The organism is Streptomyces lavendofoliae (genome assembly GCF_014649735.1).
Taxonomy (GTDB): Bacteria; Actinomycetota; Actinomycetes; order Streptomycetales; family Streptomycetaceae; genus Streptomyces; species Streptomyces lavendofoliae.
The window spans coordinates 347,863-373,082 of the sequence record NZ_BMTP01000003.1 but is presented as its reverse complement, the minus strand read 5'-3'; the positions used below and the strand labels follow the sequence as shown (position 1 = coordinate 373,082).

The 25,220-nt window shown below is 72.3% G+C and carries 25 protein-coding genes; 5 read left to right on the top strand and 20 right to left on the bottom strand.

Translation table 11 applies throughout. From position 1 onward, the window contains the following. Window positions 1-9: 9 nt before the first annotated feature. From IE109_RS07335 to IE109_RS07280, 12 genes are all read right to left on the bottom strand, one after another. On the bottom strand, window positions 10-948 hold the full coding sequence (locus tag IE109_RS07335) for an NAD(P)H-binding protein (protein ID WP_229890697.1): 939 nt from the start codon (window positions 946-948) through the stop codon (window positions 10-12). A gap of 43 nt (window positions 949-991) precedes the next feature. Then, window positions 992-1,858 (bottom strand): alpha/beta hydrolase family protein, encoded by an 867-nt coding sequence (locus IE109_RS07330; RefSeq protein WP_189549922.1) that lies wholly within the window; start codon window positions 1,856-1,858, stop codon window positions 992-994. A gap of 89 nt (window positions 1,859-1,947) precedes the next feature. Next, the gene (gene kynU / locus IE109_RS07325) at window positions 1,948-3,159 is read right to left on the bottom strand and encodes a kynureninase (protein WP_189549921.1); all 1,212 of its coding nucleotides are present in this window, start codon (window positions 3,157-3,159) and stop codon (window positions 1,948-1,950) included. Next, window positions 3,152-3,997, bottom strand: a complete 846-nt coding sequence (locus IE109_RS07320) for a tryptophan 2,3-dioxygenase family protein (protein WP_189549920.1) — start codon at window positions 3,995-3,997, stop codon at window positions 3,152-3,154. The genes kynU and IE109_RS07320 overlap by 8 nt, the downstream gene beginning before the upstream one ends. Window positions 3,998-4,418: 421 nt before the next feature. Then, complete coding sequence (locus IE109_RS07315; protein WP_189549919.1) at window positions 4,419-4,832, bottom strand: DUF3151 domain-containing protein; 414 nt, start codon at window positions 4,830-4,832, stop codon at window positions 4,419-4,421. Window positions 4,833-4,912: 80 nt separating this feature from the next. Further along, entirely contained in the window at window positions 4,913-5,998 is a 1,086-nt protein-coding gene (gene fbaA / locus IE109_RS07310) for a class II fructose-bisphosphate aldolase (protein ID WP_268251461.1), read from the bottom strand. A 118-nt stretch (window positions 5,999-6,116) separates the two neighbouring features. Next, window positions 6,117-6,665: an orotate phosphoribosyltransferase gene (gene pyrE / locus IE109_RS07305; RefSeq protein WP_189549917.1), complete on the bottom strand. Its 549-nt coding sequence runs from the start codon at window positions 6,663-6,665 to the stop codon at window positions 6,117-6,119. A 10-nt stretch (window positions 6,666-6,675) separates the two neighbouring features. Beyond that, entirely contained in the window at window positions 6,676-7,470 is a 795-nt protein-coding gene (locus IE109_RS07300) for an aldose epimerase family protein (protein WP_189549916.1), read from the bottom strand. 10 nt (window positions 7,471-7,480) lie between these two features. Beyond that, window positions 7,481-8,362 (bottom strand): SRPBCC domain-containing protein, encoded by an 882-nt coding sequence (locus tag IE109_RS07295; RefSeq protein ID WP_189549915.1) that lies wholly within the window; start codon window positions 8,360-8,362, stop codon window positions 7,481-7,483. A gap of 62 nt (window positions 8,363-8,424) precedes the next feature. After that, entirely contained in the window at window positions 8,425-10,008 is a 1,584-nt protein-coding gene (locus IE109_RS07290) for a polyamine aminopropyltransferase (protein WP_229890760.1), read from the bottom strand. 57 nt (window positions 10,009-10,065) lie between these two features. Then, complete coding sequence (locus IE109_RS07285; protein WP_189549914.1) at window positions 10,066-10,584, bottom strand: DUF2617 family protein; 519 nt, start codon at window positions 10,582-10,584, stop codon at window positions 10,066-10,068. A 320-nt stretch (window positions 10,585-10,904) separates the two neighbouring features. After that, window positions 10,905-11,132 carry a hypothetical protein gene (locus tag IE109_RS07280; RefSeq protein WP_189549913.1) on the bottom strand — a complete coding sequence of 76 codons (228 nt, stop codon included), beginning with the start codon at window positions 11,130-11,132 and terminating at the stop codon, window positions 10,905-10,907. On the opposite strand from IE109_RS07280, the gene IE109_RS07275 reads away from it, so the two are divergent. From IE109_RS07275 to IE109_RS07265, 3 genes are all read left to right on the top strand, one after another. Continuing rightward, complete coding sequence (locus IE109_RS07275) at window positions 11,131-11,637, top strand: hypothetical protein (RefSeq protein ID WP_189549912.1); 507 nt, start codon at window positions 11,131-11,133, stop codon at window positions 11,635-11,637. The genes IE109_RS07280 and IE109_RS07275 overlap by 2 nt on opposite strands. Next, a complete protein-coding gene (locus IE109_RS07270) occupies window positions 11,634-12,809 on the top strand; it encodes a pyridoxal phosphate-dependent aminotransferase (protein WP_189549911.1) in 1,176 nt (391 codons plus the stop codon). Before IE109_RS07275 ends, IE109_RS07270 begins: the two co-directional genes overlap by 4 nt. 191 nt (window positions 12,810-13,000) lie before the next feature. Continuing rightward, a complete protein-coding gene (locus IE109_RS07265) occupies window positions 13,001-14,185 on the top strand; it encodes a putative hexosyltransferase (RefSeq protein ID WP_373297662.1) in 1,185 nt (394 codons plus the stop codon). A 7-nt stretch (window positions 14,186-14,192) separates the two neighbouring features. Here the strand turns inward: IE109_RS07265 and IE109_RS07260 are convergent, their stop codons facing one another. Both IE109_RS07260 and clpB read right to left on the bottom strand, forming a co-directional pair. Next, complete coding sequence (locus tag IE109_RS07260) at window positions 14,193-14,729, bottom strand: type III secretion system chaperone family protein (protein WP_189549909.1); 537 nt, start codon at window positions 14,727-14,729, stop codon at window positions 14,193-14,195. 107 nt (window positions 14,730-14,836) lie between these two features. Then, window positions 14,837-17,437, bottom strand: coding sequence for an ATP-dependent chaperone ClpB (clpB, locus tag IE109_RS07255; protein ID WP_189549908.1), 2,601 nt, complete (start codon window positions 17,435-17,437; stop codon window positions 14,837-14,839). Between the two features lie 165 nt (window positions 17,438-17,602). Between clpB and IE109_RS07250 the strand changes: the two genes are divergently transcribed. Continuing rightward, a complete protein-coding gene (locus tag IE109_RS07250; RefSeq protein WP_189549907.1) occupies window positions 17,603-18,016 on the top strand; it encodes a pyridoxamine 5'-phosphate oxidase family protein in 414 nt (137 codons plus the stop codon). A 166-nt stretch (window positions 18,017-18,182) separates the two neighbouring features. Here the strand turns inward: IE109_RS07250 and IE109_RS07245 are convergent, their stop codons facing one another. After that, window positions 18,183-18,500: a Rieske (2Fe-2S) protein gene (locus tag IE109_RS07245; protein WP_073756807.1), complete on the bottom strand. Its 318-nt coding sequence runs from the start codon at window positions 18,498-18,500 to the stop codon at window positions 18,183-18,185. A gap of 335 nt (window positions 18,501-18,835) precedes the next feature. Here IE109_RS07245 and IE109_RS07235 point away from each other — a divergent pair, with 335 nt between their 5' ends. Then, window positions 18,836-19,816, top strand: a complete 981-nt coding sequence (locus tag IE109_RS07235) for a helix-turn-helix transcriptional regulator (RefSeq protein ID WP_189549905.1) — start codon at window positions 18,836-18,838, stop codon at window positions 19,814-19,816. 78 nt (window positions 19,817-19,894) lie between these two features. Here IE109_RS07235 and IE109_RS07230 read toward each other — a convergent pair whose 3' ends face one another. The 5 genes from IE109_RS07230 to dnaK all read right to left on the bottom strand — a co-directional run bounded on the left by IE109_RS07230 (window position 19,895) and on the right by dnaK (window position 24,911). Beyond that, window positions 19,895-20,539 carry a DUF4232 domain-containing protein gene (locus IE109_RS07230; RefSeq protein WP_189549904.1) on the bottom strand — a complete coding sequence of 215 codons (645 nt, stop codon included), beginning with the start codon at window positions 20,537-20,539 and terminating at the stop codon, window positions 19,895-19,897. A gap of 169 nt (window positions 20,540-20,708) precedes the next feature. Further along, a complete protein-coding gene (locus IE109_RS07225; RefSeq protein ID WP_189549903.1) occupies window positions 20,709-21,161 on the bottom strand; it encodes a heat shock protein transcriptional repressor HspR in 453 nt (150 codons plus the stop codon). Between the two features lies 1 nt (window position 21,162). Beyond that, window positions 21,163-22,350, bottom strand: coding sequence for a molecular chaperone DnaJ (gene dnaJ, locus IE109_RS07220; protein WP_189549902.1), 1,188 nt, complete (start codon window positions 22,348-22,350; stop codon window positions 21,163-21,165). A 33-nt stretch (window positions 22,351-22,383) separates the two neighbouring features. Next, window positions 22,384-23,064: a nucleotide exchange factor GrpE gene (gene grpE / locus IE109_RS07215; RefSeq protein WP_189549901.1), complete on the bottom strand. Its 681-nt coding sequence runs from the start codon at window positions 23,062-23,064 to the stop codon at window positions 22,384-22,386. Continuing rightward, window positions 23,061-24,911, bottom strand: a complete 1,851-nt coding sequence (gene dnaK / locus IE109_RS07210) for a molecular chaperone DnaK (protein ID WP_189549900.1) — start codon at window positions 24,909-24,911, stop codon at window positions 23,061-23,063. The genes grpE and dnaK overlap by 4 nt, the downstream gene beginning before the upstream one ends. Window positions 24,912-25,220 lie beyond the last annotated feature (309 nt).

The following is a 25,220-nucleotide window of genomic DNA, read 5'->3' as shown; positions in this document are numbered from 1 at the left end:
CGCCGCCGGTCAGGCGCGGAACGCCCCGGCGTGCTCCCGCGCCCACCGGGCGAAGGTCCGGGCCGGACGTCCTGTGACCTTCTCCACGGTGTCGAGGACCGTGCGGCCCTCCGGCGGGGTGTCCCGGTACATCTCCAGCAGGAAGTCGATCACGTCCTGCGGCCGGCCCGCCGCCCGCCACTGCCCGACCGCCTCCGCCTCGGACAGCTCCACCAGCCGTATCTCCCGGCCCCGGGCCGCCGCGATGGCGTCGGCCTTGTCGTGGAGCGTGAGCACCTCCGGGCCGGTGATCAGGTACTCCTGCCCGGCGTGCCCGTCCTCGGTGAGCGCGACCGCCGCGACGGCACCGATGTCGCCCTCGTGGACCATGGCGCTGAGCCGGCCGGGGAAGGGCTCGCGCACCTCGTCCCGCGTGCGGACGCCCTCCGCCCACTCCAGGGCGTTCGCCATGAACTCCACCGGCATGACCACCGTCCAGGCGATGTCCCCCGCCCGCACGGCGTCCTCCAGCGGGGTGGGGCCGCCGCCGTTGAGGACGGTGATCCGCTGTACGCCGGCCTCGCGGGCCAGTTCCACGATGCGCGGTCCGGTCTCCAGCGGGGCGAAGCAGGCGCCACCGAAGGTGATCAGGTGCAGCCCGGTGACCCCGTCCAGCGCGGCGGTGAGGGTGCCGGGGTCGGTGAGGTCACCGCGTACGACCTCGACGCCGGCCGGGAGGTCCGCCTTGCCGGGGTCACGGGTCAGGGCACGGACGGGCTGTCCCCGGCGCAGCAGCTCGGCCACCACCTGGCGGCCGACGGTCCCGGTCGCTCCGGTCACGAGGTTGATGCCGCGCACGGGGTTCCCGTCGTGCACGGGGTTCACGGGGTTCACGGGGTTCACGGGGTTCACGCGGTTCATGCCGTTCAGGTCGTGCACGGGGTTCACGGGGTTCACGGGGTTCGTCATGCCGCTGACGCTATGGACCCTCGCGGTCAGCTTCCGTCCTCGACTACCAGGCCAGTTGGGCGATCTCCTCCGCCACCACCGCGCAGGCGTCGGCGGCCGGGTCGATCAGCGGGAAGTGGCCCACCCCGTCCAGCAGCGTCAGCCCGACCATCTCGCCCGCCTTCGCCGCCGCGTCCACGTACGCCTCGGCGACCGCCTGCGGGACGACCGAGTCCTCGCGGCCCTGGACGACGGCGGTGGCGATCCCGGTCGGCAGCAGCGCGGCCGGGTCGGCGTGGCCCGCCCGGCTCTCGTACGCGGCGTCCCCGCCGAGCAGTTGCCGCACCGCGCCCCCGCACACGTCCAGCTCAACCGCCCGCCCGAAGTGCGCGATGGGCGCGAGGGCGACGACCCCGCGCAGGGCGGGCGGGGCGTCCAGCCGCCACGGCGCCCCGGCGGGCAGCACATGCCGGGCAGCCGCCCACAGGGCCAGGTGCCCGCCCGCCGAGTGGCCGGTGACCACCGTGCGACGCGGGTCGGCCTGCGGCAGGTGGGTGCGGGCCAGGCCGGGCAGCGCGTCCAGCGCGGTGGCGACGTCGTCGAACGTCTCCGGCCACCGCCCGGCGACGGGCCCCTCACCGCGCGGTGACGGGATCTCCCCTCCCCGCCGGTACTCGACGCTGGCGACGGCGAAGCCGCGCCGCGCCAGGTAGTCCGCGAAAGGGGTGATGTGCCGCCGGTCGTACGGCGCCCGCCAGGCCCCGCCGTGCAGCACGACGACGAGCGGCGCCTGGTCGCCCCCGCGAGGGGCGTAGAAGTCCACGACCTGGTCCGGGTGGTCGCCGTAGGAGGCGGTGGAGTCCGGGTCCACGGGCGGGTGCGAAAGCGCCGACGCCTCCTCGGCGGCGTCGCGCGCGGCGGGGTCGGGCATGGTGCTCAACCTTTCGGTGACGGGGCCGAATTGGCCTGACCTGCGGGGACGGTACCAGCACTCACGCCCCCGCAGATCAGGGCCGAACATCAGCCCGTGGACTCCGAAAGAACGTCCGCGAGCACCCGCGCCGCGCGCTCCGCGTCCGCGAAGGAGACGTACAGCGGGGTGAACCCGAACCGCAGCACGTCGGGGCGGCGCAGGTCGCCGACAACGCCCCGCGCGATCAGCTCCTTCATCACGGCGTGGGCCTCCACGCAGCGCAGGCTCACCTGGCTGCCGCGCTCCCCGTGCGCCTCGGGAGTCACCGAGGTGACCCGCCCCTCGGGCACGTACGCCTCGACGCACTCCAGGAAGAAGTCCGTCAGGGCCAGGCTCTTGGCCCGTACCACCTCGACGGGCACCCCCTCCCACACGTCCAGCGACGCCTCGAGCGCCAGCATGGAGAGGATGTCGGGCGTGCCGACGCGCCCGCGCGCCGCGCCCTCGGCCGCCGCGTACCCGGGGGTCATCGCGAACGGGTCGGCGTGCGAGTTCCAGCCGGGCAGCGGCGAGTCGAAGCCCGGCTGGTGGCGCTCGGCCACGTACAGGAAGGCGGGCGCGCCGGGTCCGCCGTTGAGGTATTTGTACGTGCAGCCGACCGCCAGGTCCACGCCGTGCGCGTCCAGGTCCACGGGCAGGGCGCCAGCGCTGTGGCACAGGTCCCACACGGCGAGTGCGCCCGCCGCGTGCACGGCCGCCGTGATGCCCGGCAGGTCGTGCAGCCGGCCCGTGCGGTAGTCGACGTGGTTGACGAGCGCGACGGCCGTGCGCGGCCCGACCGTGCCGGCCACGTCGCCGGGGGCGGCGGCCACCAGCCGTTTGCCGGTCAGCCGCGCGGCCGACTCGGCGATGTACCCGTCCGTGGGGAACGTGGTGGCGTCCACGACGATCTCGTCCCGGTCCTCGCCACCGGCGCGGTCCACCAGCCGTACCGCCGCCACCAGCGCCTTGAAGACGTTGACGCTCGTGGAGTCGCCGACCACCACCTGGCCGGGCGCCGCGCCGACCAGCGGCGCGATCCGGTCGCCGATCCGCTCCGGCGCGGTCCACCAGCCGCTCTCGTCCCAGGAGCGGATGCGCAGCTCGCCCCACTCGCGGGTGATGACGTCGGCCATGCGGCCGGGCACGTGGCGGGGCAGGGCACCGAGCGAGTTGCCGTCGAGGTAGACGACACCGTCGTCGAGCGCGAAGAGTTCGCGGTGCTTGGCGAGCTGGTCCCGGGCGTCCAGCGACGCCGCCTTCGCTATGAGGTCAGACATGGCTGCGCGCCGTCCACACCTCGGGGAAGACGTTCTTGCGGGTCCGCTTCTCCAGCCAGGCCACCCCGGCCGAGCCGGCGGTGCCCGTCTTGGAGCCCATCGCGCGCCGCGTCGCCACCAGGTGGTCGTTGCGCCATCGCCACACCAGCTCGCCGACGTCCGTCAACGCCTCGCCGAGTCGCACCAGTTCGGCGTGCTCGTCCGGGTTCGCGTAGACGCGCGCCCAGATGTCCTCGACGACCTGCGACGGCTCGTACTTCTGCGACAGGTCGCGGTGCAGGACGCTGTCCGGAACCGGGTGCCCGCGCCGGGCGAGGAGCCGCAGCACCTCGTCGTACAGGCTCGGCTCGTACAGGGCCTTCTCCAGCTCCGCGTGGACGCGCGGTGCGCCCCGGTGCGGCACCAGCATCGAGGCGGACTTGTCACCGAGGAGGAACTCCAGCCGCCGGTACATCGCCGACTGGAAGCCGGAGCCCTCGCCGAGGGCACTTCGGTAGGAGTTGAACTGGGCCGGAGTGAGGCGGGCGAGCGGCTTCCAGGAGGCGTTCAGGGCCTCCAGCTCGCGCACGGAGCGCTCCAGCGCGTCCATCGCCACCGGGACGCGGTCCTCGCGCAGCGCGCGGCTCGCGGTCTCCCACTCGTGGACGATCACGGTGAACCACAGCTCCATGACCTGGGTGGTGACCAGGAAGACCATTTCTCCCGGATCGTCCGAGAGCGGGTGCTGGAGGTGGGTGAGGACGTCCGCCTGGACGTAGTCCTCGTACGGCGTCGTGCCTGTGTACTCCAGGTTCGGGGTGTCCGAACCGGGCACGGAGGCATCGGGGGAAGTAGACATCGCTGTCTCCATCAATGCGTGCTACCGGGTAGCGGTCTGCCCCCCTTTTTCGGGCGCTCGGTTCGCCTCCGGGGCGCCTGAGCGTGTGCCGACGGACGATCGTGCCCGGGCCGCCCGTACCTCGCGACCCTCCGCGCGTTCTCCCTTTCGACACCCGCGTGCCCCTTCGGCTCACTCGCGATGCGTCCCGCAGGCGGAGCCCCGGTCCCCTCGGGACCACCGGTCTGTGCAGGCGGTCCCAGTCGCATCATGACACGAGCGGCCCCTCGATGTACCGGCCGGAGGTGTCATCCGGCCGGGCCCGGGACGGCCGCCCGCTCCACGACGACGCGACCCGCCGCGCCCGGCCGGAGGGTTCCGGTCCGGGCGGGCGGGCGCCGGCACCGCGGGCCGGCTCGCGCCGGTCCGGGGACGGCTCGCGTCAGCTCAGGGTGTCCGCCGCCAGGGGCGAGGAGTCGCGGAGGAACGTCGAGCACCGCTCGTACTCCTCCTGCTCACCGATCGACCGCGCCGCACGCGCCAGGGCGTTCAGGGCGCGCAGGAAGCCGCGGTTCGGCTCGTGCTCCCACGGCACCGGGCCGTGGCCCTTCCAGCCGCTGCGGCGCAGGGCGTCCAGGCCCCGGTGGTACCCGGTCCTGGCGTACGCGTACGACTCGACGACCCGGCCGGCCCCGAACGCGTCGTCGGCGAGCTGGGCCCAGGCCAGGGAGGAGGTCGGGAACTTCGCGGCGACGTCCGCCGGTGCGGCGCCGCTCGCGAGCAGCTCCCGCGGCTCCGGGTCGTCGGGCAGATGGGTGGGGGGCGGTCCCCCCAGCAGGTTTTCGTGGATGGCCATGCCACCAGTGTCACAGGCCCGGCACCGCGTGTGCGATGCCGGGCCCGTGCCGGACGAACGGTGTGGTGCCCCGCGGGGCGTTACTTCAGCTTGGTGCCCGTCGAGCGCAGCGCGGCGCATGCCTCGGTCACCCGCGCGGCCATGCCCGCCTCGGCCAGCTTGCCCCAGGTGCGGGGGTCGTAGGTCTTCTTGGAGCCGACCTCGCCGTCGACCTTCAGCACGCCGTCGTAGTTCTTGAACATGTGGTCCGCGACGGGGCGGGTGAAGGCGTACTGGGTGTCGGTGTCGAGGTTCATCTTCACGACGCCGTTCTCCAGCGCGGTGGCGATCTCCTCCGCCGTGGAGCCGGAGCCGCCGTGGAAGACGAAGTCGAACGGGTCGGCCTTGCCGAAGCGCTCGGCGACACCCTGCTGGAGGTCCTTGAGCAGCTCGGGGCGGAGCACGACGTTGCCCGGCTTGTACACGCCGTGGACGTTGCCGAAGGAGGCGGCCAGCAGGTAGCGGCCCTTCTCGCCCAGACCGAGCGCCTCGGCGGTGCGGATGGCGTCGTCGACGGTGGTGTACAGCTCGTCGTTGATCTCGTGGGTGACGCCGTCCTCCTCGCCACCGGTCGGGGTGATCTCGACCTCAAGGATGATCTTGGCGGCGACCGCCTTGGCCAGCAGCTCCTGCCCGATGGCCAGGTTGTCGGCGAGGGTCTCGGCCGAGCCGTCCCACATGTGGGACTGGAACAGCGGGTTCTCGCCCTTGGCGACACGCTCGGCGGAGATGTCGAGCAGCGGACGTACGTAGCCGTCCAGCTTGTCCTTCGGGCAGTGGTCGGTGTGCAGGGCGATGGTGACGTCGTACTTCGCGGCGACGATGTGCGCGAACTCGGCCAGGGCGACCGCGCCGGTCACCATGTCCTTGCTGTACTGGCCGCCCAGGAACTCCGCGCCACCGGTCGAGATCTGGATGATGCCGTCGCTCTCCGCCTCGGCGAAGCCACGGAGGGCGGCGTGCAGAGTCTGCGACGAGGTGACGTTGATGGCCGGGTAGGCGAACTTGCCTGCCTTCGCCCGGTCGAGCATCTCGTTGTAGACCTCGGGGGTTGCGATGGGCATCTGTCCGCTCCTTGTGATCTGCGGTTGCGTAGCTGCTGATCCCTGACCTGGGGGCGACGTCATCGTCGCACCTATCTTTCCAGACTCCCCCGCGGGCTCCACCCCGCGTACCACGAGGGGCGGACCGTTTCACGTGAAACAGTCCGCCCCCCGATGAACCCGCAGGTCAGCCCCCTGCTGCTCAGCTCAGACCGAGCTCGTCCAGGCTGTACGCGTACAGGTAGGGCACCCCGGCCGTCCCGCTGATCCTGTCGCCCGCACCGGTCGCCCGGTCGACGATCGTGGCCACGGCCACGACCTCCGCACCGGCCTCCCGGACCGCCTCGACGGCGGTGAGCGGCGAGCCGCCGGTGGTGGAGGTGTCCTCGACCACCAGGACGCGGCGGCCCTCGATGTCCGGGCCCTCGACGCGGCGCTGCATGCCGTGCGCCTTGGCGGCCTTGCGGACCACGAAGGCGTCGAGCCTCCGGCCGCGCGCGGCCGAGGCGTGCAGCATCGCGGTGGCGACCGGGTCGGCCCCCAGGGTGAGGCCGCCGACGGCGTCGAAGTCCAGGTCGGCGGTCAGATCGAGCATGACCTGACCGACGAGCGGGGAGGCCGCGCCGTCCAGGGTGATCCGGCGCAGGTCGACGTAGTAATCGGCCTCCAGACCCGAGGAGAGGGTCACTTTGCCGTGCACCACGGCCTTGTCCTTGATCTGCTGGAGCAGATCGGCTCGTACGTCAGTCATGCCCATGAGCTTAAAGCCGCCGCCAGGCCAGGGTCGCGGCGATCTCCAGCGGCTCGATGGGGGTCACCAGGCGGGGGGCGGTGTTGAGACCGTTCGGCGGGCCCGACTGGGGTTCCACGCAGACCGCCTCCCGCTGCTCGTCGTACACCACGACCCAGGGGCTGCGGCTGGTCACCTTCAGCTCCAGCTGCCCGGGCCAGGTGAGCGTGACGTCCACCCCGTCCGGCATGCCGAAGCAGTCGTCCCAGGGTCCGGGGGTGGGCTCGATCCGGCGGCCGGTGGGCAGGTGGTCCTCCCCCCGCTCCTCCTGCCACTCCGGGGCGAAGTCCAGAGTGACGTCGTCCCCGCCGAGGTTCCGGTTGAACCACGGGTGCCAGCCGGCCTGCGCCGGGAAGGAGTCGCCGTACGTCTCCACGCCGAGCTGGAGCGTGAGCGCGTCCTCGGTCAGCCGGAGGGTCTGCGTGACCCGGCCGGGGTGGGGCCAGGGCTCGGCCAGCTCGTAGGTGAACGCCGCCTCGGCCTTGTCGGCGACGGCGACGCGCCACGCGGTGTCCCGGCCGGTGCCGTGGATGGCGTGCGGCGGGGAGTTGAGCGGCATCTGGTGCGAGACCGCTCCGTCGAGGAAGCGGCCGTTCTCGATCCGCCCGCACCAGGGCACCATCGGGAAGCATCCGTACTTGCCGCCCTGCCGCAGGAGTTCGGTTTCGCCGATGCGCAGGCTCTCGATGCGGCATCCGTTGTCCGGGCGCACCGTCAACTCGACGTCTCCGGCGGTGAGCCGGACGCTCTGTTCGCTACTGGTCACGTCACCGACACTACTTGCGGCGCCGCAGCGCGCGCCCGACCACCACGGCGGAGGCGAGTGCGAGGGCGGCGGCCGGGGCGAGCCAGCGCAGCGCGTCGGTCGTGGAAGCGGTCTGCGGACCGGGGGTGGGCGCGTACCGGCCGCGCGGTGGGGCGTGGTCGACCTCCTCGGCGCTGCGCCCGATCATGGTGCGCCGCGCGTGTGCCGCCTCGGCGCCCGGATCGACCAGCGCCCCCTCCGGGATGTCGGGCACCTCGAACTCGGCGTCGGCCAGCGGGTCCAGCGACGGCGGCGGGACCGGCGCGTCGAACACGGACCCGGCGCTCTCGGCGCCCTGGTCCACCCCGTCGTCGTCCACGTCCAGTTCGTCGAGGCCGGGTGCGCCGGGGTCGGACGCGTCGGCGTGGTCGGCGTCCCGCGCGTCGGGGGCGGCGGCAGCGGCCGGGGACGTGGTCGCGGCGGACGCCGCCGCTCCGGCGAGCGACTCGGCGAAACGGTCCAGCAGGCGGTGGGCCGCCGAGACCGCCGCGTCGTCCGGCAACTCCGCCAGCCGGCCGTCGGCGCTCGTCGTCCCCGCGAAGCGCAGCGCCGTACCGCCGTCCACGGCGGACAGCCGCACCGTCAGGGCCAGCTTCGCCGTACCGGCGCCCCGCACCTCCGTGCCCTCGCCCTCCACGGCGTAGGCGCCGTCCTCCTGGGCGGTGACGCGCAGGGCACCCCGGTAGGTGATCGAGTGCCCGGCGGCCCGGACCTTCAGGCGGCCGGACAACGGGCCCGCCGACGCGTCCGCGTCCTGCTGGAACCCCGGTACGCACGGGGCGACCCGAGCGGGGTCCGCCAGCACCGCGCGGAGGGTCTCGACGTCGACCGGAACGAACACCTCATGCTCCATGGGGACCGAGCCTACCCACGCCCGGGGCCCACGTCTCCCATGCGCGCATGGTCAAAAGGGGGTCACTCGCCGTACCTGGGGTGCACCAGCGTCGACGGCGGCAGGTCCGCCGGACCCGGCGCGGGCACGGCACGCGCCCCGCCCGCGCCGACCGGGTCCGGCGGCACACGGCCCCGCGCCGCGAGGAGGAAACCCCAGTCGGACGGCACCGAACCCTCGTCGGTGGACCGGTCGGGGCCCGCGGCGAACCCGGAGAGCCGGCCGGTCGCGCGGTAGGGCCGGGTCAGGAAGCCGGCCGACCGCAGGGTGGCGTCCACCGTCCAGTACGTGCGCGGTCGCGACTCCATGGGCCCCGCGTGGACCGCGAGCCGCCCCCGGTCGGCGAGGACCCGGGCCGCCAGGCCGTAGAACTCCGCCGAGTACAGCTTCGTGCTGGCCGTGATGCCGGGGTCCGGCAGGTCCGAGACCACCACGTCGTACGCCGCGCCCGCCTCCGCCGCCTCCCGCAGCCGGGCGAACGCGTCCCCGTACACCACCCGCACCCTCGGGTCGCCGTACGCGTATCCGTTCAGCCGGGCCAAGGCGGGGTCGTGCCGGGCGAGCCGGACCACGCCCGCGTCCAGCTCGAAGACCGTCACGGACTCCACGTCGCCGTGGCGCAGCACCTCCCGCACCGCCAGCCCGTCACCGCCGCCCAGCACCAGCACGCGCGCGTGCGGCCCGCGCATGACGGGGTGCACCAGGGCCCGGTGGTACCGGTGCTCGTCCCGCCCGCTCACCCGCAGGCGACCGTCGAGGAACAGCTCCGGCGGCCGGTCCGGCCCGCCCGTGAGCACCACCTCCTGGACGTCCGTCCGCACGGCGACCCGCACCCGCTCCCCGTACACCGCCCGCCGCACCGACCGCTCGAAGTCGTCCGCCAGTACCGTCGCCGTCGCCAGCACCGCCAGCACCGCCACATTGGCGACCACCAGCAGCCACCGCGCCCGCGTCGACAGGTCGCGCCCGAACAGCCACAGCACCAGCGCCCCGCCCGCCACCGCGTTGACCGCCCCGGTGAGCAGCGCGCTCGTCAACTGCCCCAGCCACGGCAGCAGCAGGAACGGGAACGCCAGCCCGCCGACGAGCGCCCCCACGTAGTCGGCGGCGAACAGGTCGGCGACCGTCCCGCCCGCGTCCTGCTCGGCCCGCCGCGAGATGCGCTGGATCAGCGTCATCAGCAGCGGCATCTCCGCCCCGATGAGCACCCCGATGGCCATCGAGAAGCCCACCAGCGCGTACCGCGACTCGCCGATCCACGCGAACGTGGCGTGGAGCACGAGGGCCGAGCAGCCGCCCACCAGCGCCAGCGCGGCCTCCAGCAGCCCGAAACCGACGGCCGCCCGGCAGCGCAATCGTTTCGCGAGGAGCGAGCCGACGCCCATCGCGAAGACCATCACCGACAGGACGACGGACGCCTGCTTGACGGAGTCCCCGATCAGATACGACGCGAGGGCCACCAGCTCCAGTTCGTACACCAGGCCGCACGCGGCGCACAGGAAGACCGTGGCCAGCACGAGGAAGCGCCCCGCCCGCTGCCGCACGGGCAGCGGCGCCGGGCCGCCCTGCGCGGGCGGCACGGCGACGGAGACGTGCGGCGCTTCGATCACGTGATTAACGCTACGTCACGACTCGATTACCATTTGTCACCCACAAGGGTGCAACTAGAGGGGCGCGGGCATACGGACGCCCACACTGGTCCTGGTGACCACGAGCTGTCCCTCTTGCGGGTACGCGTGCCATGTGCGCCACCGCACCTGACCCTCGTGCCGCTGCGCGAGCATGGCCGTGAAGGCGTGCGGGGAGCCGGGGAACGTACCGGCGAGCCCGTTGGGGTGGTCGGCGACCAGCGCCAGCAGTTCCTGGGCCCGGCCGGCGAACGACCCCTTCGACAAGGTCTCCACGCGGGCGGCGAACTCGTACTCCCAGGGCCCGATCCGCTTGGCCACACCCAGCGGCAGCGGTGTGCTGCTGCCCGGCATACAGGCGACGGTCTCCGAACAGCTGCCCTGCTCGTCCTCCAGCAGGACCTGGTGGGAGGCGCCGAGGAGCCTCAGTTGGAGGGTGGCGCCGGACAGTTCGAGATCGAGCACGGCGAGAGCGGGCAGCGCCTCCCGACCCAGCGCCCAGGCCAGGTCGGCGGCGCGCGTATCGGTGTAGGAGGTCGTGAGCGTCGTGAGCATGGGTCGGCTCCGCAAACAGGGTTTGACGGGTGGACCGGGGGCGTCCCGGGAGACGTTCAGGGGGACTGGGGGATCCCGTCTCGAAATCCACGCACAAGGTCCGGGGGCTGGATGTTCTCGACAGCGAGGGAATCACGAACGGCGTATGACTCACAGCGTTTTTACCCAACTTGCCGTGGTTTCCATCCCCTGGGGGGCCTGCCGGTTCAACTGTTCAACAAGAACCGACCGCTTGGCTCCACAAAAATGCCAACGGCAAGGCGCCCGGAGGAAGTTCACCGCCGGGCGCCTTCCCGTGGTCGCGGACCGGCTGCCCCGTGTCAGCTGCCTCCGCCACCACATCCACCGCCGCCCCCGCAGGACGACCCCCCGCCCCCGCAGGAGGACCCGCCCCCGTCACCGGCCCACCAACCGCCGCCGGCGGAACCGTCGGCGGCCGCGGAGCCCGAACTCGACCGGCGGCGGCCCTTCCCCCCGCCCGCCGCACCGACCGCGATGAGGAATCCCACCAGCACGATCAGCCCGGCGGCGATCAGACCCAGCTCCATGTACGTCACCATCCCCCGTGTCGTCGTCCCCCGTGTCGTACGTGTGAGGGGGATGCCCCCGCCCGGACCCCTCCCAATCCGAATTGAGGAAGTCCAGAGGTTCGACAGGCGCGGGGGCGCGGGGGCGCGGGGGCGCGGGGTTCAGCTGCAGGACGAGCCTCCCCCGCCACCGCACGAGGAACCGGAGCCACCCCCGCACGACCACCAGCTCGAACACGACGACGAAGAAGAAGAAGAGGAGGAAGACGACGATGAGGAGGAGGACGAGTCCCCCGCCCACCGGCTGCCGCGCCGCTTCCGTCGGCCGCCGCCCATCGCCGCCCGGCACACCCCCACCGCGATCGCGATGAACACGAAGAAGAAGAACGCCTCGAACGCACCTGCCTCGATCATGGCCCCCCACCTGCCTTTGCTCCGGATGCTCCGTATGTGTGGCAGGGAGATCCCCCCGGTGATCACGCCCCAAAGCGCACTTGAGCAACTCCAGAGCTTCGCCCCAGGATGACCGTCATGAAACGACCGCCGCTCAACCGCCGCCTCGCCGAGTTCGGAACGACGATCTTCGCGGAGATGTCCGCCCTCGCCGTCTCCACCGGCTCGGTCAACCTCGGCCAGGGCTTCCCCGACACCGACGGGCCCGACCGGATCGCCGAGGCGGCCGTCCGGGCCATCCGGGACGGCCGGGGCAACCAGTACCCGCCCGGCCCCGGCGTCCCCGAGCTGCGCACCGCCGTCACCGACCACCAGCGCGAGCGCTACGGGCTGCGGTACGACCCCGACACCGAGGTCCTCGTCACGGCGGGCGCCACCGAGGCGATCGCCGCCGCCCTGCTCGGGCTCGTCGAGCCGGGCGACGAGGTGATCGCGCTGGAGCCGTACTACGACTCGTACGCCGCCTGCGTCGCCATGGCGGGCGGCACCCGGGTCCCGGTCACCCTGCGCCCGCGCGGCGGCCGGTTCGTGCTCGACCTGGACGAACTGCGGGACGCCGTCACCGACCGCACCCGCCTCATCCTGCTCAACACCCCGCACAACCCCACCGGCACCGTCCTCACCCGTGAGGAACTGGCCGCCATCGCCGCGCTCGCCGTCGAACGTGACCTGCTCGTCGTCACCGACGAGGTCTACGAGCACCTCGTGTTCGACGACTCCGCGCACCTCCCCATCGCCACGTTCCCCGGCATGCGCGAGCGCACGGTCACCATTTCGAGCGCGGGGAAGACCTTCTCGTTCACGGGCTGGAAGGTCGGGTGGGCCACCGGCGCGCCGGAGCTGATCGCCGCCGTGCGCTCGGCGAAGCAGTACCTGACCTACGTCTCCTCCGGTCCGTTCCAGTACGCGATCGCCGAGGCGCTGCGCCTGCCGGAGACGTACTTCACCGGGCTGCGCGACGACCTGAGGGCCAAACGGGACCTGCTCGCCGACGGACTGGCGGGGGCCGGCTTCGAGGTGTTCCGCCCGCAGGGCACCTACTTCGTCACCGCCGACATCCGCCCGCTGGGCGAGCACGACGGCATCGCGTTCTGCCGGGCGCTGCCCGGCCGCTGCGGTGTGGTGGCGATCCCGCACGCGGTGTTCTACGACCACCGCGAGCAGGGCCTGCCGTTCGTGCGGTTCGCGTTCTGCAAGCGGGCCGAGGTGCTCCAGGAAGCGGTGAAGCGGCTGGTGGCCCGCTAGGCGAGGTCTTGGCCTCCACGGTCCGGGCCCGGCGGGCCCGCCTTAGCGGGTCCCGGGCGCTCTGTCACGGCGACACGCGCGCGTGGCGGGACCGCGGGGGAGGACCACCCGGGCGGGCCGCCAGCGGTCGCGCCGGGCGCGGACGGCACCCAAGGTCGGGGTGACCGTTCACGCGCGCACGGAGGTGCACCCTGTCCGCCGAGACCTTCGACCACGCGACAGCCGCGGGAACCGCCCGTCCGGTGCCGGGGTGGCGCGCGGCGCTCCACCGCGCGGCACCGGCGCTGGGCCTGTTCGCCGCCGCCCGGCTCACCGGGATGCTGGTGATGGCGCTGTGGGCGTGGCACACCGGACGGTCGCCGCGCGCCCTGCTGGCCATGTCCTGGGACTCGGACTGGTACCTGGGGATCGCCGCGTACGGCTACGGCACGACCCTGTACTGGCCCGACGGCGTCGTCCAGTCGGACCTGGCGTTCTTCCCGCTGTACCCGGCGCTCGTCCGGGCGGTGGCGACCGTGCTGCCGGTGGCGGGCGGCACGGCGGGCCTGCTGGTGTCCTGGGCCGCGGCGGGGGCGGCGGCCTGGGGCGTCTTCCTGATCGGCGAGCGGCTGCACGGGCGGGGCGTCGCGACCGCGCTGGTGCTGCTGTGGGGCCTGCTGCCGCACTCGATCGTGCTGTCGATGGCGTACACGGAGCCCCTGCTGACGGCGTTCGCCGCCTGGTCGCTGTACGCGGTGCTCACCCGCCGCTGGCTGTGGGCGGGCGCGCTGGCGGCGCTGGCGGGGGCGGCGCGGCCGAACGGCATCGCGGTCGCGGCGGCGGTGGGCGCGGCGGCGGCCGTCGAGGCGTACCGCCTCTTCCGCGGCGGGCGCCGCACGGACTGGCGGCTGTGGGCCGGTGCGGCGGTGGCGCCGGCCGGCTGGGCGGGGTACGTGCTGTGGGTGGGCGTACGCAAGGGCGATCCGCTGGGCGGGTACTTCGCCGTGCAGGCCGGCTGGACGTCCCGGTTCGACTTCGGGGTGGGCACCTTCGGCTTCGTCCGCCGGGTGGTGACGCGGCCGATGGACCTCGGCTTCACCGGCGCGCTGCTCATCACCGCGGCGGGGGTGGTGCTGTTCGCGCTGTTCGTGCTGGAGCGCCCGCCGCTGCCGCTGGTGGTGTACACCGCGGTGCTGGTGGTGATCGCGGTGGGCGGTTCGGGCTTCTTCGAGTCCAAGCCGCGCTTCCTGCTGCCGGCGTTCCCGCTGCTGCTGCCGGTGGCGTGCGCACTGCGCAGAGCCCGGCCGGAGGCGGCGGCCGTGGTGGTCGCCGCCCTGGCCGGGCTCTCGTACGGCTACGGGACGTACCTGCTGGCACTCGCCCCGATGGCGCTGTAGGCGGTGTTCAGACCTCGTCGCCGGGCTTCTCGTCGCCCTCGGTCTCCAGGCCGAACTGCTCCACGAGCCACTTGTCGAACTCGATGGACGCGCGCACCCAGCTGACCGTCGACTGCACGAAGTGCTCCAGGCTGACGCCGGTGCCGATCAGCATCTGCGCCTCGCCGATGAGCCGCACGGTCGCGCCGCCCTGCTCGTCCTCGTGGAGGTGCGTGTAGACCTTCGGCCACAGGGTGCGGCGGTTCCAGTCGTCGATCGTCTCCAGGATCTGCGCGCGGTTCTCGACCGGGTGCGGGCGGTCGTAGAAGGTCCGCACGGAGAAGACCTGCTGCTCCGCCTCGCCGCGGAACATGAAGTACGTGCGGAATTCCTCCCACGGCGCCGCGAGGTCACCCTCGTCGTCGACGACGTACTTCAGCTCCATCTGCTCCAGGAGCTGCTTGACCAGGTCCTGGTCCGGGACGACGGGGCCCGCCGGTCCCTCGGCCTGCTGGGGCTCGGGCTGGCCACCGAAATTCGGAATCGAGCCGGGGTCGATGCTCACCGTGAAATTCCCTTCGAACGATTCCTGCCATCCTCTCCCATCCCCGGCCGTCGGTGGCAACCCCGGACACGGGCGATCCGCTGCGGGCGGACGGACCGCGCGGGCCGCTACTCCGCCCGGCCCACGATCAGCCCGTCCTCGAAGCGGTCCACCCGGACGGTGTCGCCGTCCCGGACCTCGCCGGCGAGGATCTCCTTGGCGAGCCGGTCGCCGATGGCCGTCTGCACCAGGCGGCGCAGCGGGCGGGCGCCGTACGCCGGGTCGAAGCCCTCGACGGCGAGCCACTCCAGAGCGGCCGGCGTGACGTCCAGGGTGAGCCGGCGCTCGGCGAGCCGCTTGGCCAGGCGCTCGATCTGGAGGCCCGCGATGTGGGCGAGCTGGTCCCGGTCGAGGGCCGAGAAGACCACGATGTCGTCGAGGCGGTTGAGGAACTCCGGCTTGAAGGAGGCCCGGACCACTTCCAGCACCTGTTCCCGCTTCTGCTCCTCCGGGGCCACCGGGTCCATCAGGAAGTGGCTGCCCAGGTTGGAGGTGAGGATGAGGATGGTGTTGCGGAAGTCGACCGTACGGCCCTGACCGTCGGTCAGCCGGCCGTCGTCGAGCACCTGGAGCAGGATGTCGAAGACCTCCGGGTGGGCCTTCTCCACCTCGTCGAGCAGCACCACGCTGTACGGGCGGCGGCGCACCGCCTCGGTCAGCTGGCCGCCCTCCTCGTACCCGACGTAGCCGGGAGGGGCGCCGACGAGCCGCGCGACGCTGTGCTTCTCGCCGTACTCGCTCATGTCGACGCGGATCATGGCCCGCTCGTCGTCGAAGAGGAAGTCGGCCAGTGCCTTGGCCAGCTCGGTCTTGCCGACGCCGGTGGGGCCGAGGAAGAGGAACGAGCCGGTGGGGCGGTCGGGGTCGGAGATTCCGGCGCGGGTACGGCGCACGGCGTCCGACACCGCCCGTACGGCCTCGGCCTGGCCGATCAGGCGGCGGCCGATCTCGTCCTCCATGCGCAGCAGCTTCTGCGTCTCGCCCTCCAGCAGGCGCCCGGCCGGGATGCCGGTCCAGGAGCCGACGACGTCGGCGATGTCGTCGGCGCCGACCTCGTCCTTGACCATGGTGCTCTTCGTGCCGGCGGTCTTCGCGGCCTCCTGCTCGGCCTCGCTGGCCGCCTCCAGCTCCCGCTCCACGGCCGGGATCTCGCCGTACAGCAGCTTGGAGGCGGTGTCGAAGTCACCGTCGCGCTGGGCACGCTCGGCCTGACCGCGCAGGTCGTCGAGCTGCTCCTTGAGCTCACCGACGCGGTTGAGGCCCTGCTTCTCCTTCTCCCAGCGGGCGGTCAGGCCGCGCAGCTCCTCCTCCTTGTCGGCGAGGTCGCGGCGCAGCTTCTCCAGGCGCTGTACGGAGGCGGGGTCGGACTCGTTCTTCAGTGCCAGCTCCTCCATGCGGAGGCGGTCGACGGCGCGCTGGAGCTCGTCGATCTCGACCGGCGAGGAGTCGATCTCCATCCGGAGCCGGGAGGCGGCCTCGTCCACGAGGTCGATCGCCTTGTCCGGCAGGAAGCGGGAGGTGATGTACCGGTCGGAGAGCGTCGCGGCGGCGACGAGCGCGGAGTCGGCGATCTGGACCTTGTGGTGGGCCTCGTAGCGGCCCTTGAGGCCGCGGAGGATCGCGATGGTGTCCTCGACGCTCGGCTCGGCCACCAGCACCTGCTGGAAGCGGCGCTCCAGGGCGGGGTCCTTCTCGATGCGCTCGCGGTACTCGTCGAGGGTCGTCGCGCCGACCATGCGCAGCTCGCCGCGGGCCAGCATGGGCTTGAGCATGTTGCCCGCGTCCATGGCGGAGTCGCCGCCGGCGCCCGCGCCGACGACCGTGTGCAGCTCGTCGATGAAGGTGATGATCCGGCCGTCGCTGTCCTTGATCTCGGACAGCACGGTCTTCAGCCGCTCCTCGAACTCGCCCCGGTACTTGGCGCCGGCGAGCATGGCGCCGAGGTCGAGGGCGACCAGGCGCTTGTTCTTCAGGCTCTCGGGGACGTCGCCCTTGACGATCCGCTGGGCGAGGCCCTCGACGACGGCGGTCTTGCCGACGCCGGGCTCGCCGATGAGCACCGGGTTGTTCTTGGTGCGGCGCGAGAGCACCTGCACCACGCGGCGGATCTCCTGGTCCCGGCCGATGACCGGGTCGAGCTTGCCGTCACGGGCGGCGGCCGTGAAGTCCGTACCGAACTTCTCCAGCGCCTTGTACTGGCCTTCAGGGTCCGGTGTGGTCACGCGGCGCCCTCCCCTCGTCTCCTCGAACGCGTCCAGCAGCTTCCCGGCACCGGCGCCCTGCCGCTCCAGCACCTCCCCCGCCCGGCCGCCCTTGGCGGCGATGCCGATGAGCAGGTGCTCGGTCGACAGGTACTCGTCGCCCAGCTCCCTGGCGCGCCGCGAGGCGTCGGCGATGACGGCCAGCATCTCGCGGTTGGGCTGCGGCGGGGCGACGGTGGAGCCGGTGACGCTGGGCTGTGCGGCGAGCACGCGCTCGGCCTCCGCGCGCACGGCGGCCTGGTCGGCGTCCACCGCGGCGAGCAGGTCGACGATGTTCTCGTTGTCCTGGCCCGCGAGCAGCGCGAGCAGCAGGTGCGCGGGGGTCAGGTCCGGGTGTCCTTCGGACACGGCGCGGCTGGTCGCGGCGTTCAGCGCATCCCGGCTCTTGTTGGTCAGCTCGGCGTCCACGGGCGCTCTCTCCTCCTCGGTACCACGGGGTCTGACGGGGTCTGGGGTCCGACGGCTTCCGGCGGCCATGACGGCATGACCGCCATGACTCCTCCAACGTACGTAAAGTTGAGTCTATTCCACTCAAGGTGGTCGGGGACACCGGCCGCCGGTAGGTTCGCGGACATGGCCATCGACCTCCGCGCTCCCGGCGACCCCTTCCTCGGCTTCTGGCGCGAGTACCACATGAGCACCTTGACCACGCCCCGTCCGGACGGAACTCCGCACGTGGTCGCGGTGGGGGTGACCTATGACCCCGAGGGCGGCGAGAAGGGCATCGCCCGGGTGATCACCAACAAGCACAGCCGCAAGGTCGCCAACGTCCTGGCCGCGGGCCCCGGGGGTGCGCGGGTGGCGGTGTGCCAGGTCGACAAGGGGCGCTGGTCCACCCTGGAGGGCGTGGCGACGATCCGCACGGAACCGGAGGTCGTCGCGGACGCGGTGGAGCGGTACGCGGCCCGCTACGGCCGTACGCCCACGCCCAACCCGGACCGGGTGGTCATCGAGATCACCCTGACCCGGGCGATGGGACGCGCCTGAGCCCGGGACCCGGGAAGCCGGCCGACCCGGGGAGCCCGGCGCCGGGGGCGCCCGGACCGGCGGCGGACGTACGCGGACAGCACAGCGGCGCCACCGTGTTCAGGTCCACGATGGCGCCGCTGTGTGGGGGAAGCACCTGAGCGATCTACAACGACGGGGGAATCGCTCAGGCGCTGCGGGGGGTGGCGGTGGTGGTCTCCGGCTCGACCAGCTGGTGATCACGCTGGTCGAGGTTGACGAAAATCATGCCGTACCGGATGGCGCACCGGACGGGCTGCGGAGCTCCGCGGGGCCGCCGGAGGCATCGGTACGCTCGGATGTCCTCGTCGTCTCCGCGCGTGATGACGATCGGCTCCCCGAAGAGGGTGACCATCAACGAATCGCCACTGTGCGGCACAGCAGTGACGAGGTCGATGAAATGCCACCCGGACCGGTAAGCGGATGCCATCTCGCGCCGGAAGCGCGAGTCGTCGGGAACGTTCATGCGCCGGGAACGTGCCAGGCGGGGTCGGTGTCGGCCGGGCCCGACAGCGCGGTCACGGCGTGCCAGCCGGGGTCCGGCGGCGTGGTCACAGCGGTCTTGGGAGCCGCATGCCAGGCCGGATCCTCGGCCACCCCCAGAACCCCTACCGCGCCGGCAGCGATGAACGCACTGGCAACCACTGCGCGTATGAGTCTCTTCGTCATCACCGAGCAACCTCACTTGAAGGCAACGTCTCTTTCCAACCCCCGCGGGTACGACGATTGCTCACTCTCCACGCTTCCACCACCTACGACAGGCATCATGTTCCTGAGATGCAGGAGCCTGGGGGTGTACAGATGAGCGCGAAATGGGACAAGCATGGGCACCCCCATTCCCACACAGAGTTGTGCGAGGCGGGTTCCGAGCTCTACGCCAACGCCTTGCGCAGTGGACGAATACCCCGGTCAGAGGCGGATGAGGTGCCGTGCCTCCTCGACCTGGCACTGCTCCACCCCGACCCGGACGACGCCCAGTGGCTGCGCCCCGTCCCGCCCTCCTCGGCGCTGGCGCAACTGCTCCAGCCCATCGAGCGCGAGATCCTGGAGCGTAGACGTCTCACCGTCGAACTGTCCGACGCGTTCGAGCCATTCATGGCGATCAGCGCCCAGAACGCCCCCACCACACACGCCATCACCGTGCTCGAGGGGCTCAACCGCATCAACGCCACGCTGGACCGCGTGATCTCCGGCTGCGAGAAGGAACTGCTCACCGTGCAGCCGGGCGGCGGACGCCCCGCCCAGGCCCTGAGCGAGGCCCTGCGCCGGGTGAAGCCCCTGCTCGGGCGGGGCGTACGGATGCGCACGCTCTACCAGCACACCGCGCGGCACACCGAGTTGACGCTGACGTACCTCGACCACGTCGGCCCCGAGGTGCAGGTGCGCACCCTGGAGCAGATCATCGACCGGCTCATCATTGTCGACCGCGAAGTGGCCTTCGTCCCGGCGCGCAGCGACCGCCAGGTCGCCCTGGAGCTGCGCCACCCCGGGCTGGTCGCCTACCTCGCCGGGGTCTTCGACCAGTTCTGGCAGCTGGCCGTACCCATCAACGAGCAGATCCCCTACGACCTGAAGTCGGACGGCATCAGCGGCGTCCAGCGCTCCATCGCCAAGCTCCTCGTCGAAGGCCACGTCGACGAGGCGATCGCCCGCCGCCTCGGCATGAACGTACGGACCTGCCGCGCCCACATCGCCAAGCTCGCCGCCGTCCTCGGCAGCGGCAGCCGCGCGCAGCTGGGATACCTGATCGCCCGGTCCGGCATCCTGGAGCAGGACCACTGACCGGGCGCGATACCGCCCCGCCGCCCCCGCGCGCCCCGGCCGACCGGACGTCGGCCAGGCGTCCGGCCAGGCGTCCGGCTAGGCGTCCGGCTTCCAGGGAGTGACCTCCAGCGTCCCGGTGTTGCCGAGGTCCAGCGGGCCCCCGTCGGCCGGGGCGACCGTCTGGGCGGCGGCGCCGGAACCCGGGGTCACCCGCACATACGTGCCGTTCGTCGCCACGACGTCCGTACGGGTCACCGTGTTGCGCCACACCACCGACGCCCGTGCCTGCCCGCCGGGCGCCAGGACGAACGTGGACGGCACGGCGGAGCTGTCGACGCTCGACCCGCGCCGGACGGTCACGTCCAGCTTCTCGTGGCGCTCGCCGAGCACCTCCACGGCCGGGTACCCGCTCACCTCGAACGGCTTCGTGCCGCAGTTGCGCAGGGTCAGCCCCATCGCACGCAGGCCCATCGCCGCCTCGGTCGTCCCGGTCCCGACCCGCACCCCTGAGGCCGGACAACCCGGCTCGGCGGCCCCGGGCGCCCGTGAGACCGTCCGGGGCGGCGTCCCCGGCGACGACGGCTCGGGAAGCGGCGGGGGCGTCGCCGGGCGCGCCGTGATCCGTTCCGGCAGCGGGGCGTCACCCGTCTCGTCGTCGCAGCCCGTCCCGACGGCGGCCAGCGCCACCAGGGCCGCGCCGGCGCCCAGCCGGCCGCTCAGGGTTCCCCGTTTCGTACGCACGCCCGGATCATCGCACGCGCGGCCGACCGGACCGCCGCAACCGCCCTGTCCGCCATAGCCGTTCGGGAGCCGGCCCGCAGGCCGGACCGCCGGGGCTCAGGGCCCCGTAGCCGCCCGGAAAGCCTGACGGCCCCCTCCGCCGCTGCGGAAGGGGCCGTCCGGTAAGACGTCAGGCGTGTTCGCCGCGCTTGGGCGGCCGCCACACCACCAGGGCGCTCGCCTGCTGCACGTCCTGGTACGGGACCAGGTCGCGGCGGTACGAGGCGTGCACCTGGGCCTCGCGCTGCCGCATCGCCGCCGCCGCGCCCTCGACCGCCGCCGACAGCTCCGCGACCCGGGACTGGAGGGCGGCGACCTGGTTCTCCAGTTCGATGATCCGCTTGATCCCCGCGAGGTTGATGCCCTCGTCCTGCGACAGCTGCTGCACCTGCCGCAGCAGTTCGATGTCACGTGCCGAGTAGCGCCGGCCCCGCCCGGCCGTGCGGTCCGGCGAGACCAGGCCCAGCCGGTCGTACTGGCGCAGGGTCTGCGGGTGCAGTCCGCTGAGCTGGGCCGCCACCGAGATCACGTACACCGGTGTCTCTTCGGTCAGCTCGTACGGATTGCGACGGCGTCCGTCCATCTCAAGCCCCCTTCGCGGCCTGGAACAGCTCGGCCCGCGGGTCCTCACCCGCCATGGCCTCCCGGTACGTTTCGAGCGCCTCACGCGCCTTGTCGCCCAGGTCCTTGGGCACGGCCACCTCGACGGTGACGAGGAGGTCGCCACGGGTGCCGTCCTTGCGGACCGCCCCCTTGCCCCGGGCGCGCATGGTCCGGCCGTTGGGCGTGCCGGCCGGGATCTTCAGCGTGACCGCGGGCCCGCCGAGGGTGGGCACCCTGATCTCGCCGCCGAGCGCCGCCTCGTCGAACGTGACGGGCACCGTGACGGTCAGGTTGTCGCCCTTGCGGCCGAAGACCGGGTGGGCTCCCACGTGCACCACCACGTACAGGTCACCGGCGGGGCCGCCCCGCTCGCCGGGCGCGCCCTTGCCGCGCAGCCGGATGCGCTGCCCGTCGGAGACGCCCGCGGGGATGCGGACCTGCATGGTGCGGGACGACTTGGCGCGCCCGCTGCCGTGGCAGACGTCGCACGGGTCCTGGGCGATGAGCCCGCGGCCCTTGCAGTCCACGCACGGGTCGGTCAGCGAGAAGGAGCCGCTGCCGCCGCGCGAGACCTGGCCGGTGCCCACGCAGGTCGGGCACACGCGCGGCGTGCCATTCTTGTCGCCGGTGCCCGAACAGGCCTTGCAGGGCTGCTGGCTGGACATCCGCAGCGGGACCGTGGCCCCGTCCACCGCCTCGGTGAAGCTGAGCGTCACCTCGGACTCGATGTCCTGGCCACGGCGCGGCTGGGTGCGCGTGCCGGCGCCGCCCCGGTTGAACAGGCCGCCGAACACGTCCCCGAGGCCGCCGCCGAAGCCACCGGCCCCGCCGGCACCGCCGGCCCCGCCCTGGGCGCCCCCGAAGAGGTCGCCCAGGTCGAAGTTGAAGGTACCACCGGCACCGCCACCCGGACCGGCGCGGAAGCCGCCGTTGCCGAACAGGGCGCGGGCGTCGTCGTACTCCTTGCGCTTCTTGGGGTCGCCGAGGACGTCGTTCGCCTCGGAGATCTCCTTGAAGCGCGCCTCCGCGCCCGCGTCACCCTTGTTGGCGTCCGGGTGGAACTCGCGGGCGAGCTTCCGGTACGCCTTCTTGATCTCGGCCTCGGTGGCGTCCTTGGGGACGCCGAGAACCTTGTAGTAGTCCTTCTCCACGAAGTCCTTCGTGCTCATCGACGTCCCTCCTTCCGATCACCGGTCAACGCGTCAGCCCTCCTCGGGGCCACCGCTCTCCTCGTCGGCCGCCTGCGGCTCCTCCTTGGGCGCCTGGGCCGCCGGAGCGGCGCCGGGCTGGGGCTCGGCCACCGCGACGCGGGCGGGCCTGATGGTCCGCTCGCCGATGCGGTACCCCGGCTGCAGGATCGCCACGCAGGTCGTCTCGTTGACGTCCGGCGCGTACGAGTGCATCAGCGCCTCGTGGATCGTCGGGTCGAAGGGCTCGCCCTCCTTGCCGAACTGCTGCAGGCCCATCTTGGCGGCGACCGTCTCCAGCGATTCGGCCACCGACTTGAAGCCACCCACCAGCTCGCCGTGTTCACGGGCGCGGCCGATGTCGTCGAGCACCGGCAGGAGCTCGGTCAGGAGGTTCGCGACGGCGATCTCCTTGACCGTGACCCGGTCGCGCTCGACCCGGCGGCGGTAGTTCTGGTACTCGGCCTGGAGCCGCTGGAGGTCCGCGGTGCGCTCACCGAGCGCGGTGCGGGCCTGGTCCAGCTGGGCCGTCAGGCCGGCGACGGTTGCGGTCGCGTCCCCTGCCGGGGCCGCCGGGCCCTCCTCCGCGGGGTTCGCGGAGGGCGTGGCACCGGCGGCGTCCGCGGCGGCGTCGTCAGCGGCGGCGCCGGAGGGGACGTCGGGCTTCTCCTCGAAGCCCGGGGTCTCCTCCGTCATGCGGCCCCCTTCGGCTTCTCGTCGTCGACGATCTCCGCGTCCACGACGTCGTCGTCGGCGGCACCCTGGGCGGCACCCGGGGCCTCACCGGCACCGGCGGCACCGCCCGCGGCCTGGGCGTCCGCGTACATGGCCTGGCCGAGCTTCTGCGAGACCGCCGCGACCTTCTCGGTGGCGGTGCGGATCTCCGCGGTGTCCTCGCCCTTCAGCTTCTCCTTGAGCTCGGCCACCGCCGTCTCGACCTCGGTCTTGACGTCGCCCGGGACCTTGTCCTCGTTGTCCTTGAGGAACTTCTCGGTCTGGTAGACGAGCTGCTCGCCCTGGTTGCGGGTCTCGGCGGCCTCGCGGCGCTTGTGGTCCTCCTCCGCGTACCGCTCGGCCTCCTCACGCATCCGGTCGACCTCGTCCTTCGGCAGCGAGGAGCCGCCGGTGACGGTCATCTTCTGCTCCTTGCCCGTGCCCAGGTCCTTCGCGGTCACGTGCATGATGCCGTTGGCGTCGATGTCGAAGGAGACCTCGATCTGCGGGACGCCGCGCGGGGCCGGCGGGAGGCCGGTCAGCTCGAACATGCCGAGCTTCTTGTTGTACGCCGCGATCTCGCGCTCGCCCTGGTACACCTGGATCTGCACCGACGGCTGGTTGTCCTCGGCCGTCGTGAAGATCTCGGAACGCTTGGTCGGGATCGTGGTGTTGCGCTCGATCAGCTTGGTCATGATGCCGCCCTTGGTCTCGATGCCGAGGGACAGCGGGGTCACGTCGAGGAGCAGGACGTCCTTGACCTCACCCTTGAGGACACCGGCCTGGAGCGAGGCGCCGATGGCGACGACCTCGTCCGGGTTCACACCCTTGTTGGCCTCCTTGCCGCCGGTCAGCTCCTTGACGAGTTCGGCGACGGCCGGCATGCGGGTGGAGCCACCGACGAGGACCACGTGGTCGATCTCGGAGAGGGCGATGCCCGCGTCCTTGATGACGTTGTGGAACGGCGTCTTGCAGCGCTCCAGCAGGTCCGCGGTCAGCTGCTGGAACTGGGCGCGCGTGAGCTTCTCGTCCAGGTGCAGCGGGCCCTCGGCGGACGCCGTGATGTAGGGCAGGTTGATCGAGGTCTCGGTGGACGAGGACAGCTCGATCTTGGCCTTCTCGGCGGCCTCGCGGAGGCGCTGGAGGGCCATCTTGTCCTTGGACAGGTCCACGCCGTGACCGGAGTGGAACTGCTTGACCAGGTAGTCGACGACGCGCTGGTCCCAGTCGTCACCACCGAGGTGGTTGTCGCCGTTGGTGGCCTTCACCTCGACGACGCCGTCGCCGATCTCCAGCAGCGAGACGTCGAAGGTGCCGCCACCGAGGTCGAAGACCAGGATGGTCTGGTCGTCCTTGTCGAGGCCGTACGCGAGGGCGGCGGCCGTCGGCTCGTTGACGATGCGCAGGACGTTGAGGCCCGCGATCTCGCCGGCCTCCTTGGTGGCCTGGCGCTCGGAGTCGTTGAAGTACGCCGGGACGGTGATCACCGCGTCGGTGACCTTCTCGCCCAGGTAGGCCTCGGCGTCGCGCTTCAGCTTCTGCAGGATGAAGGCGCTGATCTGCTGCGGGTTGAAGTTCTTCCCGTCGAGCTCGATCTTCCAGTCCGTGCCCATGTGGCGCTTGACGGACCGGATGGTCCTGTCGACGTTCGTGACCGCCTGGCGCTTGGCCACCTCGCCGACGAGCACCTCGCCGTTCTTCGCGAAGGCGACGACGGACGGCGTGGTCCTGGCGCCCTCGGCGTTGGTGATGACGGTGGGCTCGCCGCCTTCCAGAACGCTGACGACGGAGTTAGTCGTGCCCAGGTCGATGCCGACCGCACGTGCCATTTTCGATTCCTCCAACTGACTTGAGTGGAACAGGCTCAAGGATGCACGACCCGAGGAGCTGAGTCAACAGAGTTGAGTCCACCACACTCAACTTCGCTGGCCGGACCCATGGCAGAGCAGCCTCGGGAGCACCGGACGAGCGGCCGGACGAGTGACGGGGCTACCGGCCGGACGGGTGGCGGGACCACCGGCCGACGGACACCCAGCCGCCGGCCGGACGCACGCGGGGCGACCGGCCGGACGGAGCGCGACGCGCTGCCGGGCGACGGGAGAATCCGGCGGCCGAACGGGCGGCCGCTCCGGTGCACG

What these genes read in the sequence shown, in the direction of transcription:
- IE109_RS07315 (WP_189549919.1), bottom strand. Translation starts at nt 4,832, where the DNA reads ATGGCCATCCACGAAAACCTGCTGGGGGGACCGCCCCCCACCCATCTG.
- dnaK (WP_189549900.1), bottom strand. Translation starts at nt 24,911, where the DNA reads ATGGCACGTGCGGTCGGCATCGACCTGGGCACGACTAACTCCGTCGTC.
- IE109_RS07335 (WP_229890697.1), bottom strand. Translation starts at nt 948, where the DNA reads ATGACGAACCCCGTGAACCCCGTGAACCCCGTGCACGACCTGAACGGC.
- dnaJ (WP_189549902.1), bottom strand. Translation starts at nt 22,350, where the DNA reads ATGAGCACGAAGGACTTCGTGGAGAAGGACTACTACAAGGTTCTCGGC.
- IE109_RS07250 (WP_189549907.1), top strand. Translation starts at nt 17,603, where the DNA reads ATGGCCATCGACCTCCGCGCTCCCGGCGACCCCTTCCTCGGCTTCTGG.
- pyrE (WP_189549917.1), bottom strand. Translation starts at nt 6,665, where the DNA reads ATGACTGACGTACGAGCCGATCTGCTCCAGCAGATCAAGGACAAGGCC.
- IE109_RS07330 (WP_189549922.1), bottom strand. Translation starts at nt 1,858, where the DNA reads ATGCCCGACCCCGCCGCGCGCGACGCCGCCGAGGAGGCGTCGGCGCTT.
- IE109_RS07280 (WP_189549913.1), bottom strand. Translation starts at nt 11,132, where the DNA reads ATGGAGCTGGGTCTGATCGCCGCCGGGCTGATCGTGCTGGTGGGATTC.
- IE109_RS07295 (WP_189549915.1), bottom strand. Translation starts at nt 8,362, where the DNA reads ATGGAGCATGAGGTGTTCGTTCCGGTCGACGTCGAGACCCTCCGCGCG.
- IE109_RS07225 (WP_189549903.1), bottom strand. Translation starts at nt 21,161, where the DNA reads ATGGACGGACGCCGTCGCAATCCGTACGAGCTGACCGAAGAGACACCG.
- IE109_RS07270 (WP_189549911.1), top strand. Translation starts at nt 11,634, where the DNA reads ATGACCGTCATGAAACGACCGCCGCTCAACCGCCGCCTCGCCGAGTTC.
- IE109_RS07235 (WP_189549905.1), top strand. Translation starts at nt 18,836, where the DNA reads ATGAGCGCGAAATGGGACAAGCATGGGCACCCCCATTCCCACACAGAG.
- IE109_RS07285 (WP_189549914.1), bottom strand. Translation starts at nt 10,584, where the DNA reads ATGCTCACGACGCTCACGACCTCCTACACCGATACGCGCGCCGCCGAC.
- IE109_RS07245 (WP_073756807.1), bottom strand. Translation starts at nt 18,500, where the DNA reads ATGAACGTTCCCGACGACTCGCGCTTCCGGCGCGAGATGGCATCCGCT.
- grpE (WP_189549901.1), bottom strand. Translation starts at nt 23,064, where the DNA reads ATGACGGAGGAGACCCCGGGCTTCGAGGAGAAGCCCGACGTCCCCTCC.
- IE109_RS07275 (WP_189549912.1), top strand. Translation starts at nt 11,131, where the DNA reads ATGTACGTCACCATCCCCCGTGTCGTCGTCCCCCGTGTCGTACGTGTG.
- IE109_RS07320 (WP_189549920.1), bottom strand. Translation starts at nt 3,997, where the DNA reads ATGTCTACTTCCCCCGATGCCTCCGTGCCCGGTTCGGACACCCCGAAC.
- fbaA (WP_268251461.1), bottom strand. Translation starts at nt 5,998, where the DNA reads ATGACGTCGCCCCCAGGTCAGGGATCAGCAGCTACGCAACCGCAGATC.
- kynU (WP_189549921.1), bottom strand. Translation starts at nt 3,159, where the DNA reads ATGTCTGACCTCATAGCGAAGGCGGCGTCGCTGGACGCCCGGGACCAG.